This window comes from Fictibacillus enclensis (assembly GCF_001457035.1).
GTDB lineage: Bacteria > Bacillota > Bacilli > Bacillales > Fictibacillaceae > Fictibacillus_C > Fictibacillus_C enclensis.
The window spans coordinates 1,624,425-1,639,551 of sequence record NZ_KQ758617.1 but is presented as its reverse complement, the minus strand read 5'-3'; the positions used below and the strand labels follow the sequence as shown (position 1 = coordinate 1,639,551).

The window sequence follows — 15,127 nt, the reverse complement described above, 5'->3', positions numbered from 1 at the left end:
CATTTTTATAGAAGAAATACTGATCCTTTTATGACTTTCTTGTCTTCACATACTCCTGAAACATTGATGCTGTTCTCGGTTTGGTTGATGTGGAGCGTTATTTGATTCCCTGTAAAAACTGGAGCTGAAAAGCTGAAATTATAGTCTGTTATAACATCGCAGGGTGAAAGAACTTCATTGGAAAGCACGCCGAGTACTTTGGAAATGGTTAACATCCCGTGAGCGACTTTATCAGTAAACCCATGCTGTTTTGCTGCATCGATATCCAGATGAATGGGATTATTATCTCCTGAAATGACAGCATATTGTTCAACATCCTTTTCAGTTATTTGAAAGGTGAGTACACTCATGATAACCCCCCCGCTACCAAATCAGATATACCTTCAAAGCATAGTAGTCCATTTCCGTCGTAAAGGTAGAGAGTTTGTTGGATAAAAAAATGGTTATGGCGTTCATATTGATCTGTAACTTTTATCACTGCACGATAACGTTCTTCAATAAACATCCTTTGATGCAGAACGCATTTCTGTTTTCGATGGATAACAGGGTCTTGCAGATTCCATGGAATTTCAATCCACTGATAGGCTATGTTTGGCATAGCCTGGGGCAGAGGTATTGTTTTAAATCCATATTCTTTTGCCTTATGGATACTCTGGTAGATTGGGTTTCGGTCCCCCATAAGCTGAACAAACTCTTGAACCTTTTCGTGACTGAACGTAATTTCATGGTCTTCTGTCTTCATGTTACCACCTCTAATAGGATAGCCACGCCGATACCTCCGCCACTCCCGATCGCTGCCAGTACATAGTTAACGTTTTTTCTTCTTTGAACTTCATGGAAAAGCCGGGTCATCATAATACTGCCGGATGCACCATAAGGGTGTCCGAGAGATAATGCTCCGCCTCGAACATTTAATTTTTCATAAGGAATGGTCAGTTCCTTTGAGCAAGCGACGATTTTGGAGGCAAAAGCTTCATTGATTTCAATTAAATCGATGTCTGAAATGGTTAACTTGTTTCTCTGTAATAAAGACCTAATCGCAGGGATGGGTGCTGCACCGGGGTACTTTGGATGAATACCAGCCACCTCACTATCCATAAATCGTAAAACAGGCTGCAACCCGTTCTTTTTTGCTGTGTTTTCTTCCATAATAAGGACAGCAGCCGCTCCGTCATGGATCCCGCAGCTGTTAGCGGCTGTAACCGTACCGTCCTTTTTAAATAGAGGCTTCGCCCTCTGTACGAGAAGCTCCATCTTTCTTTTTTTGAGAAACTGTTCGTCCTGGCTGATTGTGCCGACCGGAATGATCTCTTGATCCAAATATCCTTTATCAAAAGATTCCCAGCTTCTTTTATAACTCATTAGCGCATATTCATCTTGAACTTCTTTTGAAATATCGTATTTTTCCGCCACGTTTTCTGCGGCAGCACCCATATCGGGATCACCAATGTGATCGGGGGCGAATCTGGCTCTGGCAGAGTAGGTGGAGGTGCTGGAGCTTTCTGCACCACCTGCAATGTAACACTGTCCAGCACCTCCTTGGATCAGGTACGAAGCCAGTCGAATGGCTTCCAGTCCCGCACTGCATTGGCGGTCAATGGTGAGACCGGTAAGTGAGAGGGGAAGTCCAGCTTCTAATGCGGAAACCCTGGCTACATTTCCACCCGGCCCGACGACATTTCCCAAAATAAGTTCATCGATTTTTTCCTCGACCCCAGCCGCTGTATATTTTAGAACGGGAGCCGTAAGCTCATGTATGGGAATGTCCTTAAAGATTCCACCTGCTTTTCCGATCGGAGTCCGAATAGCTCTTACAATAACCGCTCTTTTAATGATGGCTCACCTGACTTTCAATCTGTTTCACAAGGTCTGCGCGAGCGATCTTTCCGCTGGTTGTATACGGCATTTCATTTAGAAAGAACCATTTTCTCGGAATCTTGTAAGAGGACAAGTGCTTTTTGCAAAACCTCTTTAACTGCATTTCTGTCAGATTATTTTTTCCTTTAATTACAGCTGCAGTCACCTGGCCCCAATAAGAATCGGATAAACCAATGATTGCTACTTCTTCAACATTCGGATGAACGGAAATAACCTTTTCAATTTCCTCAGGAAAAATATTGATTCCACCATATAGGATCATGTTTTGTTCACGACCTGTGATGTATAAAAAACCATCCTCGTCAATATAGCCCATATCATGGACTGTAGCCCATCCCTCATCATCCTTAATAGTTTGAATGACTCCTTCTTGATCAAAGTACCCTGCTATCATATAATTGCTTCTGACGTATATTTTCCCGGTGGAATATGGTTTTACAATTTCCTGATCCTCATCACGCACTTGGACTTCGACTCCGTAACAAGGTTTTCCTACTGTTCGATCCTTCTGCATTCCTTCTTTTTCGGAAAGCACTGAAATAAAGCTCAGTTCACTGGCTCCATAAAATTCATACAGAGACAGTTCAGGAAACCTTTGCCTGAATTGGATTTTGGATCTTTCATTCCATTTGGCTCCGGATGAGATGACTTTTAGCGGTTTATTGATAGATATCGTTTCTTTCAATAATCCTTCAATCATCGTTGGAACGACATAGACGGCTGTAATGGGAAAGTTGTTTGTCCATGATAAAACCTTTGCAGTGGAGAACTTTTCTAATAAATAAACTGTCCCGCCCAAGTATAGTGTGCTTACAGCCCCATACAGAAAATGAGAATGGATTAAGGCGCCAGGAATAAGTACATGATCGGTTTTATTTAATTCAAAATCAATGCGATTGCAATCAAAGCTGGCGCTCCACGATTCCTGAGAGCGAATAAAGGCTTTGGGGCTTCCGGTGGTTCCGGATGTAAAACCAATATAAAACGGAAGGTCATCTTCTGGCTCCCATTCAAAGGAAGTGCTACATTGAGAGATGTTGTGTAAGCAATCTTGCAGCACCGTCACATTTGGTATCTGATGTTTTATTTTTGAGTATATCTCTCGAGTGGTTACAATGAGAGAAGGGCTTGAAAGATGAATTCGTTGTTTTAGTTCTGTTAGATTCCATTTTAAATCATAAGGAACAGCAATCCAGCCGGCCCTGCAAGCCCCGAGGAACATTTGTAAAAAAGGGATGTCATTTGGCAGCAGGATGCCGATGGTTTTGGTTTCTGAGGGAAGGGCATGCAGCCAGTTGGCCGTCTGATTAATTAACACGTTCCATTTTTTATAACTGATTTGTTGGTTAGTGGTATGAATTGCCGTTTGGTCGGGGGATAATTTTGCGAAAGAGTCATAGGTTTCTGTAATGGATCGCACAATGCACTGTCCTTTCAAAAAAGAGACACAATACGTGTCTCTGGTAGTTAACTATTTTTAGAAGCATGATGGATATAACTTGTTGCCAATGAGCGGGAGAAAAAAGGGTTTTTTCTAATTTTGTAGACTAAAAGCGACGCAAGGACTGCTTTTATTACATCCCCAGGTATATAAACGAGGCTTAACTTTACAGCAGCCAAAACCGGTATATCCATCATGAAGGCTTGAACGGGAATTCCAATGGCATAGATGAGCAGAATTCCAACTGTTAAATTAATGGAAATAATATGTTTTACTTTTAATGGCTGTAAACGGGATAATAGATATCCGATACAAAAGGCAGTAATCGGATATGAAATTAAATAACCTGCACTCGGTCCTGCAAATACACTTAAGCCCCCTCTGCCTCCAGAAAGAAGTGGCAGCCCGGCAGCGACAATCACCAGGAAGAGAATTTGACTGGTTGCTCCTAATCTTGCACCGAGTAAACCTCCTGCAAGAATAACACCAAATGTCTGGAGTGTAATAGGGACTGGTGTAAAAGAAAGCATAATTGGCGGAACCAGCCCGAGTACTCCCATAACTGCTGCAAATAATGCTACATAAGTAATTTCAATCACTTTCATCTGGTTGTCTCCTTATGTTCATTTTATTATAACAACTTTATGGTAAGGGATTCTTATTTCTAATGTCAACTTAATAATTATTAGGGTTAACATATAAAGCGATTTATACTGTATGACCGTTATTCTTTAAAAGAAACGGTTGCCCTATCTTTGAAAGAAATGAGATAATTCTAAAATAAATTGAGAAGAGAGGTGGCGCGTGCCATGCAAAAATGGATCAAAGAAGTAGGACGGGGAAAAAGAGGAGCGAAAAACCTTTCCTATGAGGAAGCACTCGAAGCAGCAAAGTGTATTACTTCAGGTGAAGCCACTGAAGCACAAATGGCCGCTTTTTTAATGGCGGAACGGATAAAAACCGAGAGTCCGGATGAGCTGCTGGCTTTCATTCATGAATTCAGGAGACATACTCAGCGGCTTGAGGAGCCCAGAGCCGCAGGAGGCATACTGGATTGCGGAGGTCCGTATAACGGCCGCAACTCGTTTGCGGCTACGATACCCGTCAATATTTTACTGTCACAACAGGGGCTTCCTGTATTTTTGCATGCCAGCGAATCACTTCCTCCCAAAAACGGGACTTCGCTAAAAACGATACTGGAAAAGCTTTCCGTTCCTGTTGCACAGACAAAAGGTGAAGTTCTAGCAGCGCTCGAAGCTGTGAATATTGGTTTTGCATGGACGGACAAGCTGTGCCCTCCGCTGGCTGACTTACGAAAAATCCGTGAGGAAATGGGTGTTCGGACCATCATGAATACCGTGGAAAAGCTCTTGGACATGTCAGGGGCGAATTCCATCATTCTCGGTGTTTTTCACCGAACAGCGGTAAATAAGATTGTTCCGAGTCTTCAACAATTAAACTATGAAAGAGCTTATATCGTTCAAGGAGTGGAAGGTTCAGAGGATCTGCCTGTTCATCGAAGCAGCTTTATTTATAACATCAGTACGGAATCAAGCGAGTCCATCATTATTGACCCGTCAGATTACGGTTTGAAGCATGAAAAAGAACTCAACAAAGAAGTGCTGAGTGCAGATGAACAAGCAGGTTTGATGACACAGCTCCTGGCAGGAGAGCAATCGGATGCTTTGTTGCCATACCGGAACCAAGTGGTACTGAATGCAGGGCTGCGTTTCTATTTGTTGGGCCATACACCTACCATTGAAGAAGGAACCCAACTGGCTGACCGCCTGCTATCGCAGAAAAAAGGGGAAGAACAGCTTATCCTGTGGCGAGGGGTTTTACAGGGGTCTATCGATTCCTGAGGAATTTCTAAGCCTTAAGGCGTAGCAAATTTCAGCCTCAGGTTCAGTTACAAGACTTCATAACTTGTATATGATATGAGTATACTAAGTATGAAAGTCAAGGAGAGTATGGTAATATATGGAAAATAAAGGATTGCGTATTTTAATTCATGCGAGCACCTGGTTTGCGCCGATTGTGGTGCCGCTTATCATTTACTTGCTCATTGCCGACCGCGAAGTGAAAAGCCTGGCTCTTCAAGCATTGATCTTTCACTTTGTGATTGGAATATTAATTGGTATATCTGCGTTCCTGTCCTGGGTGCTCGTTGGGATTCCATTCCTGATCATCTTCGTGCTGATGGCTATTATTGCACCAATAATGGGTATCGTCCGGGCATTGAACGACCGTCATTTTCAGTATCCTATCGTAGGATCCTGGGTCAATTAATAAAGGTTAAAATGCATTTTTCCTGAAAAGGGAAAGATGCTTTTTTTTTATGCCATTGGTCGTTCTTCCATATGCCTAATGAGAATGGTTGTATCATTATACGAATAGGAGGTTGGAAGGGTTTTCTATGGGAAGTATTGTAAAGAGTTACATTTTTATAGTAATATGACAGCGATTTGGAGGGGGATTAAAGGGTACTGTTAGGCAAAAATGCATAGGAATCATCATCTTTTGGCACCTCTTATTCCAAATCAAAATAAAAGAGGAGGTAAAGCAATGGCCAGATTGATCAGGCTTCCCGTTTCTGCTGTTCTCTTGATATTTTTGATCACTGGGATAGCTTCACCTGCAGCAAATGCACAAGCAAACGATAAAGGAGGAGGGTATTGGATCAGTAACGACCAGGCTGAAAAAGCGGAACAGCAACTGAAAAAAGGTAAATCACTTGAAAAATACGGCGAGAAACAGGTGCAACAAAAGAGCGACGAAGGACAAAAAAGCTTGAATGAAATCCAGACAGAAGACAGGAATGCAAGTACTTCATATGAATCACCAATGGGTCCACCGGTATTTACAGCGCTTGGCTGGGAACCCCCACCCTTCAACTATGATCATATCAACACGGTTGAGGAGTGCCGGCGGAGCCCTGACAGCGGATCAAGTACAGGCTATATTAAAAATCGCTATTCGTTCTGCTGGTCCCATGTGGCCACCTATCAGGTGCCGCGGTCATGCCGTTTTGGTATTTGCTCCTATGATGGAGTGCAAATCCAGTTTACCGAGATTGGATTCGGTTCCAATCAAAGCCGAAAGATGAGGGTTTATTACAGCATTGACGATATTCTTGTGACCAACCCATCATTGAACGGAGCCAAATTAAAAATTGATTTTGACTGCGAGGCGAAGATAAATCCGGGAGACTGTAAGCCCGATCCGGATACACCACCAGTCGAACGTACCATTGCGCAATGGAAAAATGTCAACTATGGTTTGAAAACCTTTCTATCTGATGCTCCATCCCCAAGCGACATCAATCCCGATCAGGTGGGGTATATGGATTTCTCTCCCATGCTGACAATTAAACATGCACCCAAAAAATTTACGAAAACAATAGAAGGAATCAAACAGCGCGTCCGCTTTGATTCTGCAAAGTATATGTTTGCCTTCCCGGATCAGCATTTTTGGCAGGGAGCGATTTTCAGCCGGGCAGATCCCATCCTGAATGTTCCGATTACAGATCCGGCATTCGCTCATCTGAAAGAAGCGGGAGAACATTGGAAATTCGCCATCGATCATCCCGAGGAGACAAAGCCGTATGTGCTGGGCAAGAAAATACCAGGTGCCGTTGGGAAAATGCCGCTTACTCGCATGTATACGAAAAGACATCCGGATGAATATGCAAAAAACAGAAACAAAACCCGTGCTGTCTGCAATAAGGAATTTAAGGATGAAGACCGGACCGGAAAGGAATGCGATGAGTTTCCATTCGCGTCGACGTGGGAAGGTTCAGCTATGAACGGACAGGATTGGTTCTCTGTCCGCCTGATTTCTAAGGAATCCAATAATGCGGCAGGAAGGTGGCTGGGTGCCTGGTATGCCTATGACCGCATTCTGGACAGGGATGCGTTTAACGTGCAAGTAAAAGCACCGGTCAAAGTGGCGACCATCTCGTCTTATGGTACCCCCAAACCCGGACAGGACCATCGATCCAGCGATAACTTTGAGATTGGTGATATCCCTGCATATGCTAACAAGCTCGAATGGAGGATTACTTCAGGGCCAGCCGGCGCCAAATTCGATGTGATGCATGATGACAGTTTTGGCATCGATGAAACTATTTTTAATGATTTATCTGACAAATCAAAAACAGATATCAAAAAAATGAAAGACCTTTACATCGCCAATCCGGAAAATACAGGTGGCCAGGAATTTACGGTTGAAATTTACGCCATTCCGTAAACATATCATTAAGATAAAACCATGGCTCATATTCATTGGGGCCATGGTTTTAATTTGTTGTGGAGTTTCCACCATTACCTACATAAAATATCCTACAAAATCAAGGGGGCGTTTGACATGAGTGCGACTGTGGGATCGATTGATATTAAAAAAATCCATCAAAGCTCAGTATTAAATTTTGGTGATGCCAAAGTGATTCAGCCAAAACGAAGCGAGAAATCGTATACCGGCTCAGGATTTGGCAACACCGGAAATAATATTGCTACCCATACGTATTACAGTGAAACACGGACATTTGATAATGATCAGGTTGATGACAATGGCAATACCAATGATTAATAGCGAAATAAAAGAGGATTTATTGTAGACTAAAAGAGTGGATAGTATAAATATTGATCCAGGAATGAGGTGCCACTATCGTTCTACATCTAAAAATCACAGTTTCTGATGTCTTAAACAGAGAAATGTTTGAAAAAGCCATTGTGATTGCCGGAGAAAATGGATTAAACCGGCTGATTAAATGGGTTCATGTGATGGAAGTGACACAGATTGGCAATCTCTTGAATGGAAATGAATTGATTCTGTCAACAGGAATGGCATGGAAAAATGATGAAGCTGCCTTTTTGTCATTGGTGCAAGAACTGATCGAACATAATGTTTCGGGATTATGTATTGAACTGGGGACTCATTTGAAGGAAGTACCGGCTAAAGTGATGGACCTGGCTGACAAACATGGATTTCCGATCATCGTATTTCAGGAAGAAGTACGCTTTATCGACATTACACAAGATCTTCACACCTACCTGATTCAGCAGCATTTTCAAATGATATCAGAACTCGAAGCCTTTTCTCAAGAACTGAACAGGCTTCTGCTTGGCTCTGATCCTCAAGCCTTGATTTTGAATCATCTCCATGAAACGGTGAAATCACAGGTGATCTTTAAGTGCGGCCAGCAAAAAGAATTGTGCGTTCCTGTTCTTCAGGAACAAGAGAAAAATGAGTTTTTTCACAAGATTAAATCAAACAAGGAGGAAGGCAAGCAGATCAGGCAGCCGATACAGGCGCTCGACCACCAGCTGGCCGAGCTGATTCTTTTCTCCGAAAATCGACCCTTTACAGAGCTTGATGTTCTCCTTGCTGACCGAACGGCCACCGCGCTGGCCAACCAGCTGCTGCGTGAAATGTATGCGGCAGAAAAAAGGAGGGCAGAAGAGAACAGCTGGATGCAGGAATGGCTGGAAGGAAGGCACCGCGAAGACGAGATTGAAAAACATCTTTCCTTATTGGGGATGAAAGGTAAACATCAGGGAGCAGCGGTATTTTGTGTAGAGCTGCAGCAATGGGAGGCCGGGCTTTCTGAAAATCAGTACCCCTACATACAAATTATTGTTCGGTCAGCGTTTGAACCACTTGGATTTTATATTCTTCCTTATTCCAAAAGGGAGCAGCTTATTTTCATCATGATCAACCTTAAAGAAAAACCAACGATGAAAGAAAGGCTTCTTCAAGGAATCAGGCAAGCAAGACAGAATCAAAAACTGCCTGCTGTGCATATGACAGCGGGCAAACTCGTCAGTCAGCTGAACGGCATGAATAAAAGCTATGATACCGCTCAGAAGGCACTGCGCCTGCATAGAAAGCTAGCCGAAGGAAAAATAAGTCCTCTTTACGATGAATTGCACATGTATAGGCTTATTTCCATGATCCGGGAAAGGGACGAGCTTCATGATTTTGTGAACGACTATTTACAACCGGTTATTGATCATGATGCCAGGTATCAAACCCGACTGCTAAAAACCTTAAAATTTTACCTTATGTGCAACGGATCCAAACAGGAAACAGCAGGACACCTTTTTATTGTCAGACAGACCCTTTATCATCGAATAAAGCAGCTGGAAGATTTACTTGGAAGCGACTTTATGCAGCCTGGAAAGAGGCAGGCCATTGAATTTGCGGCCATGGCCCATGAATATTTGGAACTGGAGTAGAAGACCGGCGATGAGCCGGTTTTTTTAATTTACCATAATGTATAGCAATATCCACCCATCATTTTACACTTTGTCTAATGAAACAACACCATACTATCGATATAATAGAGTTGGAGTTGGAAAGTTTAGAATTTTTAAAAAATAAGGAGTGAGATGATGGCTGTAACAACGAATACGGTGCAAACGCTGAAGAACTTTGTCAATGGACAGTGGATCGATTCCAAGGCTACCGATTTTCTTGAAGTTCCCGATCCTGCAACAGGAATTGTGCTGGCGAGTGTTCCCATTTCAACGAAGGAAGAAGTGGACCTAGCGGTCAAAGCCGCAAAAGCAGCATTTAAAACGTGGCGCAAAGTTCCTGTTCCCAAACGGGCACGGATCCTGTTTAAGTATCAACAGCTTCTCACCGAAAACCATGAAAGTCTCGCACAGCTTGTCGTTAAAGAAAATGGGAAAAGTTACAAGGAAGCGTACGGTGAAGTCCTGCGGGGAATCGAATGCGTCGAATTTGCCTGCGGAGCCCCATCCCTCATGATGGGAGATTCTCTTTCAAGTATCGCTGAAGACATAGATTCTGAAATGTTCCGTTATCCGCTTGGTGTGGTGGGCGGAATTACGCCTTTCAACTTTCCGATGATGGTTCCTTGCTGGATGTTTCCCCTGGCAATTGTATGTGGTAATACATTCGTGCTGAAGCCATCGGAACGCACGCCGATTCTAGCCAACCGACTTGCGGAACTGCTTCATGAAGCCGGATTGCCCCAAGGCGTTTTCAATATCGTTCATGGTGCTCATGATGTGGTCAATGGATTGATCGAGCACAATGAAGTGAAAGCGATCTCATTTGTCGGTTCCCAGCCAGTAGCCAAATATGTGTATGAAAAAGCTGCAGCCCAGGGCAAGCGGGTGCAGGCGCTATCCGGAGCGAAAAACCACCATATAGTGATGCCGGATGCTGAACTCGAAAAAGCCGTGCAAAACGTGCTCAGTTCTTCTTTTGGAAGTGCAGGACAACGTTGTATGGCGTGCAGTGCCGTCGTTTTGGTTGGCCACCAGGATTCATTTGTTGAAGCATTAAAAGAAAAGGCAGATCACATGAAAATGGGATCAGGACTGGATGATGAAGTCCTTTTGACGCCGGTCATCCGCCAAAGCCACCGGGAAAAGGTGCTTGGTTTGATTCAAAAGGGACAGGAAGAAGGGGCAGTTTTGGTACGGGATGGAAGAGAGGACATGGAACGCCATCAGGATGGAACCTTCCTTGGCGCCACGATTTTTGATCAGGTCACTCCTGATATGACAATTGCCCGTGAAGAACTGTTCGCGCCGGTTCTCAGCATTTTGCGTGCGGATGATCTGGACGAAGCGCTGGAGATTGTAAATACATCCCGATTCGGAAATTCAGCAACCCTTTACACTCAGGATGCAAAAGCGGTCCGCCAATTCAGGGAAGAAGCAGAACCCGGCATGCTTGGCGTCAATGTGGGTGTACCTGCTCCAATGGCATTTTTCCCGTTTTCAGGGGCAAAGGATTCCTTTTACGGCGATCTTCATGCGAACGGAAAAGACGGATTGAACTTTTACACACGCAAAAAGATGATCACATCCCGTTTTGTCTAACAGAGAGGAGAATATATGATGCAAACTGAGCAAAAAGATGTGCTGCAGCAAAAGGATGAAAAATATATATGGCATTCCATGAAGCGCTATCATCCTTCCACGATGGTAGTGAAATCGGCAAGCGGTTCATGGATCACAGATCAGGAGGGGAAAAAGTATCTGGACGGGATGGCGGGGCTTTGGTCCGTCAATGTCGGGTATGGCAGGCAGGAGCTGGCACAAGCCGCCTACGACCAATTACAAGAACTCCCTTACTATCCTTTAACGCAGAGCCACCAGCCGGCAGTTGAACTGGGAGAAAAGCTGAATGAGTGGCTGGGCGGAGATTACGTGATCTTCTTTTCAAACAGCGGTTCAGAAGCGAATGAAGCTGCCTTTAAAATTGCGCGGCAATATCATCAGCAAAAAGGAGAGCATGGCCGGCATAAATTTATTGCCCGTTACAGGGGCTATCACGGAAACTCGATGGGCGCTCTGGCCGCAACAGGACAGGCGCAGCGGAAATACAAATACGAACCCCTGGCACAAGGATTTCTGCATGTTACTCCTCCGGACAGCTACCGGCATCCGGATTATCATACACCGGAAACCTTCAGTGAAGAGTGTGCGGGCGAGATTGATCGCGTGATGACCTGGGAACTTTCAGAAACGATTGCCGGTGTCATCATGGAGCCCATCATAACTGGGGGAGGTGTCCTAATCCCCTCCGACAGCTATATGGGCCGGGTAGCAGAAATTTGCAAGAAACATGGAGCCCTTCTCATTTCCGATGAGGTGATCAATGGGTTCGGGCGAACCGGAAAACGATTTGGATTCATGAATTATGATGTGCAGCCTGACATTGTGACCATGGCCAAAGGGATTACAAGTTCCTATCTTCCTCTGTCGGCCACTGCCGTTAAACGTGAAATCTATGAAGCGTTTAAAGGAGAAGAGGAATATGATCATTTTCGCCATGTGAACACATTCGGCGGGAATCCCGCCAGCTGTGCTGTGGCATTGAAAAACCTTGAAATTATGGAAAATGAAAATCTCGTGGACCATTCGAAGAGTCAGGGCGAAAAGCTAATGCAGCAGCTTAGTGAACTTGAAGATCATCCTTTAGTCGGCAACGTGCGTGGAAAAGGCCTTCTGATCGGTATTGAGCTGGTAGAGGATAAGCAATCCAAAACTCCGCTGGATGCCAAGCAGGTCAATGGGGTAATTGCGGCCTGCAAAGAAAAAGGCGTATTGATTGGCAAAAATGGTGATACAGTTGCCGGATACAATAATGTTCTGACACTTGCTCCGCCACTCAATATCAATGATGAAGACCTCGAGATTCTTGGTAAAACGGTAAAAGAAGTCCTAGCGGCATTATAAAGAAACGGAGCCATTGGCATATACCCTGGCGATGGCTCCAATCTGTCGTATGTATTTTACATAGTGTCCATGAATATGGGGTATTTATTTAACAAATTGTATAATGAAAAATGGAATAAAAACAGGTATAGTTAAAATATTCAGAATTTTAAAAAGAGTACATACCATCTTTGGAGAATAGTTTAAGCAAGAAATTTTTGAAGAATCCATACCGCCTTTCCGTTTCCACACCACAAGCCTTCCGACACCAACGTTTCATGCCTTATCAAACAATTAAATAAATAAAAGGGGAGATATGATGTCAAACTTGGTTACGATTGGTCTCATCCAGGCTTCCAATGAAGCAGAAGGAAGTGAATCAGTAGCGGTTCACAAAGAAATGGCAATTGAGAAGCATATCAAACTGATTCGACATGCAGCTGAAAAAGGAGCACAGATCGTCTGTTTGCAGGAGATTTTCTATGGTCCTTATTTTTGTACGGAACAAAATGCCAAATGGTATGACGCCGCAGAAGAAATTCCGAACGGTCCCACGACCAGCAGGTTTCAGGCATTAGCCAGAGAATTGGGCATTGTCATCGTTCTGCCGATGTATGAACGGGAAGGCATCGCTACTTACTACAATACGGCTGCTGTCATTGATGCAGATGGCTCCTATCTTGGAAAATACCGTAAGCATCATATTCCTCAAGTTAATGTTGGAGATAGCGGAAACGGCTTTTGGGAGAAATATTACTTCAAGCCGGGCAACCTCGGTTATCCCGTATTTGATACCGCTTTTGCGAAGGTTGGAGTTTACATCTGTTACGACCGGCATTTTCCTGAAGGCGCCAGATTGCTTGGTCTGAATGGCGCAGAAATTGTTTTTAACCCTTCGGCCACGGTCGCTGGTCTCTCTGAATATCTGTGGAAACTGGAACAGCCTGCCCATGCCGTGGCTAATGGCTATTATATCGGCGCGATCAACCGCGTCGGAATGGAAGGACCATGGAACCTTGGAGAATTTTATGGACAATCCTACCTTTGTGATCCAAGAGGAAGTTTTGTGGCGATCGGAAGCCGGGACCAGGATGAAGTGGTCATTGGAACCATGGACCGTGAATTGATCCGCGAAGTAAGAAATACATGGCAGTTTTTCAGAGACAGACGTCCGGAAACGTATCAGGAAATGACTGAGCTTTTACCATAAATCAAAAGATCACGGGAGGCGAAGTTGATGAATAACGGAAGCCAGGTGTTTATTTCGCTGGAGGATCTGCAGCGGAATTTCGATGAAGTAAAGTCAGGATTAAGTCCCGCAGACGCAAGGGATGAATCAAACCGATGTTTATACTGTTACGATGCTCCTTGTATTCAGGCGTGCCCGACGGGCATTAACATCCCTTCTTTTATTAAGAAAATCGCATCCGGCAATTTAAAAGGCTCAGCGCGCACCATCATGGAATCCAATCCTGTGGGGGCAAGCTGCGCACGTGTCTGCCCGACAGAAGAGCTTTGTGAAGGCGCATGCGTGCTGAACCATTCCACAAAGCCGATCATGATCGGCGATTTGCAGCGCTTCGCGACCGACTGGGCCATCAAAAATGAACAGGCCTTATTTGAACGCGGCCAAAAGAACGGTTTGAAAGTGGCCGTGGTGGGAGGCGGACCGGCGGGCTTGTCGGCAGCTCGGGAGCTGGCGCGCTTCGGCTATGAAGTTACCATTTTTGAAGCAAAGGAACGGGCCGGCGGGCTCAATACCTATGGCATTGTGTCTTTCCGACTTCCAGAGCGTATTTCGCTATGGGAAGTAAAGCAGGTCGAGGAACTGGGTGTTGAAATCAAGACCAGCACAAAGGTTGGAAGAGACATTGATCCGGCCGAGATTTTGGAAGCCTATGATGCGGTCATCCTCGCGGTTGGGATGTCCAAAGTGCCGATGCTGAAAATTGAAGGAGAAGAGCTCGATGGAGTGCATGACGCCATCCGGTTTGTTGAAGAAACAAAAACAAAAGAGCTGACTCATCAGTATGTCGGAAAGCGGGTTGCTGTCATTGGAGCGGGAAATACGGCGATTGATGCCGCTACCTGTTCCGTCCGCCTTGGGGCTGAGAACGTAAAAATTCTCTACCGCCGTACAAAGGAGGAAATGACGGCGTATGATTTTGAATACGAATTTGCCAAACAGGATAATGTTGAGTTCCGCTGGCTGACAGCCCCGGTGCGCATTGTTGGGGATGAAAACGGCGTTGTGAAACAGCTCGAATGCATTCGGATGGAGCTTGGTGAACCCGGGCCGGACGGACGAAGAAGGCCTGTGCCGGTAGAAGGATCCGAATTTCTGCTTGAAGTGGATGCCGTTATTAAAGCGATTGGACAAACCCGCCATACCGCCCTTGTGGAGGCTTTTGGCCTTCAACATCAATGGGGCGTCGTAAAAGTGGATTTGGAAACGTATCAAACGTCCAATGAAAAGATTTTTGCAGCCGGAGATGTCATTTTTGGTGACGGTCAAGGAGAAGCAATGGTGGTGACAGCGGCTCAGCAAGGCAAGACTGCGGCTTATGCGGTCCATCAGAAACTAAGAAACTCAATGATCGAAACAGCCTAA

The 15,127-nt window shown here is 44.6% G+C and carries 14 protein-coding genes; 9 read left to right on the top strand and 5 right to left on the bottom strand.

Annotated features, from left to right (window positions below; all coding sequences use genetic code 11):
• Positions 1-5 precede the first annotated feature (5 nt).
• Genes AS030_RS08400 through AS030_RS08380 form a run of 5 tightly spaced genes read right to left on the bottom strand, consistent with a single transcriptional unit; the run spans position 6 to position 3,924 of the window.
• Positions 6-350, bottom strand: a complete 345-nt coding sequence (locus tag AS030_RS08400; RefSeq protein ID WP_061970466.1) for a MaoC/PaaZ C-terminal domain-containing protein — start codon at positions 348-350, stop codon at positions 6-8.
• Positions 347-742 carry an FAS1-like dehydratase domain-containing protein gene (locus AS030_RS08395; protein ID WP_061970463.1) on the bottom strand — a complete coding sequence of 132 codons (396 nt, stop codon included), beginning with the start codon at positions 740-742 and terminating at the stop codon, positions 347-349. Before AS030_RS08395 ends, AS030_RS08400 begins: the two co-directional genes overlap by 4 nt.
• Positions 739-1,833 carry an acetyl-CoA C-acyltransferase gene (locus AS030_RS08390; protein WP_061970460.1) on the bottom strand — a complete coding sequence of 365 codons (1,095 nt, stop codon included), beginning with the start codon at positions 1,831-1,833 and terminating at the stop codon, positions 739-741. Before AS030_RS08390 ends, AS030_RS08395 begins: the two co-directional genes overlap by 4 nt.
• The gene (locus AS030_RS08385; RefSeq protein ID WP_061970457.1) at positions 1,829-3,298 is read right to left on the bottom strand and encodes an AMP-binding protein; all 1,470 of its coding nucleotides are present in this window, start codon (positions 3,296-3,298) and stop codon (positions 1,829-1,831) included. Before AS030_RS08385 ends, AS030_RS08390 begins: the two co-directional genes overlap by 5 nt.
• A gap of 47 nt (positions 3,299-3,345) precedes the next feature.
• Positions 3,346-3,924 (bottom strand): biotin transporter BioY, encoded by a 579-nt coding sequence (locus AS030_RS08380; protein WP_061970454.1) that lies wholly within the window; start codon positions 3,922-3,924, stop codon positions 3,346-3,348.
• 204 nt (positions 3,925-4,128) lie between these two features.
• Here AS030_RS08380 and AS030_RS08375 point away from each other — a divergent pair, with 204 nt between their 5' ends.
• The 9 genes from AS030_RS08375 (at position 4,129) to AS030_RS08335 (ending at position 15,127) form a co-directional block, all read left to right on the top strand.
• Entirely contained in the window at positions 4,129-5,181 is a 1,053-nt protein-coding gene (locus tag AS030_RS08375; protein WP_061970452.1) for an anthranilate phosphoribosyltransferase, read from the top strand.
• A 118-nt stretch (positions 5,182-5,299) separates the two neighbouring features.
• Positions 5,300-5,608, top strand: a complete 309-nt coding sequence (locus AS030_RS08370; RefSeq protein ID WP_061970449.1) for a DUF4870 domain-containing protein — start codon at positions 5,300-5,302, stop codon at positions 5,606-5,608.
• A 276-nt stretch (positions 5,609-5,884) separates the two neighbouring features.
• Positions 5,885-7,567 carry a NucA/NucB deoxyribonuclease domain-containing protein gene (locus AS030_RS08365; RefSeq protein WP_061970446.1) on the top strand — a complete coding sequence of 561 codons (1,683 nt, stop codon included), beginning with the start codon at positions 5,885-5,887 and terminating at the stop codon, positions 7,565-7,567.
• A gap of 117 nt (positions 7,568-7,684) precedes the next feature.
• A complete protein-coding gene (locus AS030_RS08360) occupies positions 7,685-7,906 on the top strand; it encodes a spore germination protein (protein WP_061970440.1) in 222 nt (73 codons plus the stop codon).
• A gap of 77 nt (positions 7,907-7,983) precedes the next feature.
• Positions 7,984-9,555, top strand: a complete 1,572-nt coding sequence (locus AS030_RS08355) for a PucR family transcriptional regulator (RefSeq protein WP_338082318.1) — start codon at positions 7,984-7,986, stop codon at positions 9,553-9,555.
• A gap of 156 nt (positions 9,556-9,711) precedes the next feature.
• A complete protein-coding gene (locus AS030_RS08350) occupies positions 9,712-11,175 on the top strand; it encodes a CoA-acylating methylmalonate-semialdehyde dehydrogenase (protein ID WP_061970436.1) in 1,464 nt (487 codons plus the stop codon).
• A gap of 15 nt (positions 11,176-11,190) precedes the next feature.
• Positions 11,191-12,537 carry an aspartate aminotransferase family protein gene (locus AS030_RS08345; RefSeq protein WP_061970433.1) on the top strand — a complete coding sequence of 449 codons (1,347 nt, stop codon included), beginning with the start codon at positions 11,191-11,193 and terminating at the stop codon, positions 12,535-12,537.
• Between the two features lie 298 nt (positions 12,538-12,835).
• Complete coding sequence (locus AS030_RS08340) at positions 12,836-13,726, top strand: nitrilase-related carbon-nitrogen hydrolase (RefSeq protein WP_061970430.1); 891 nt, start codon at positions 12,836-12,838, stop codon at positions 13,724-13,726.
• 27 nt (positions 13,727-13,753) lie between these two features.
• Positions 13,754-15,127, top strand: coding sequence for an NAD(P)-dependent oxidoreductase (locus tag AS030_RS08335; RefSeq protein WP_061970428.1), 1,374 nt, complete (start codon positions 13,754-13,756; stop codon positions 15,125-15,127).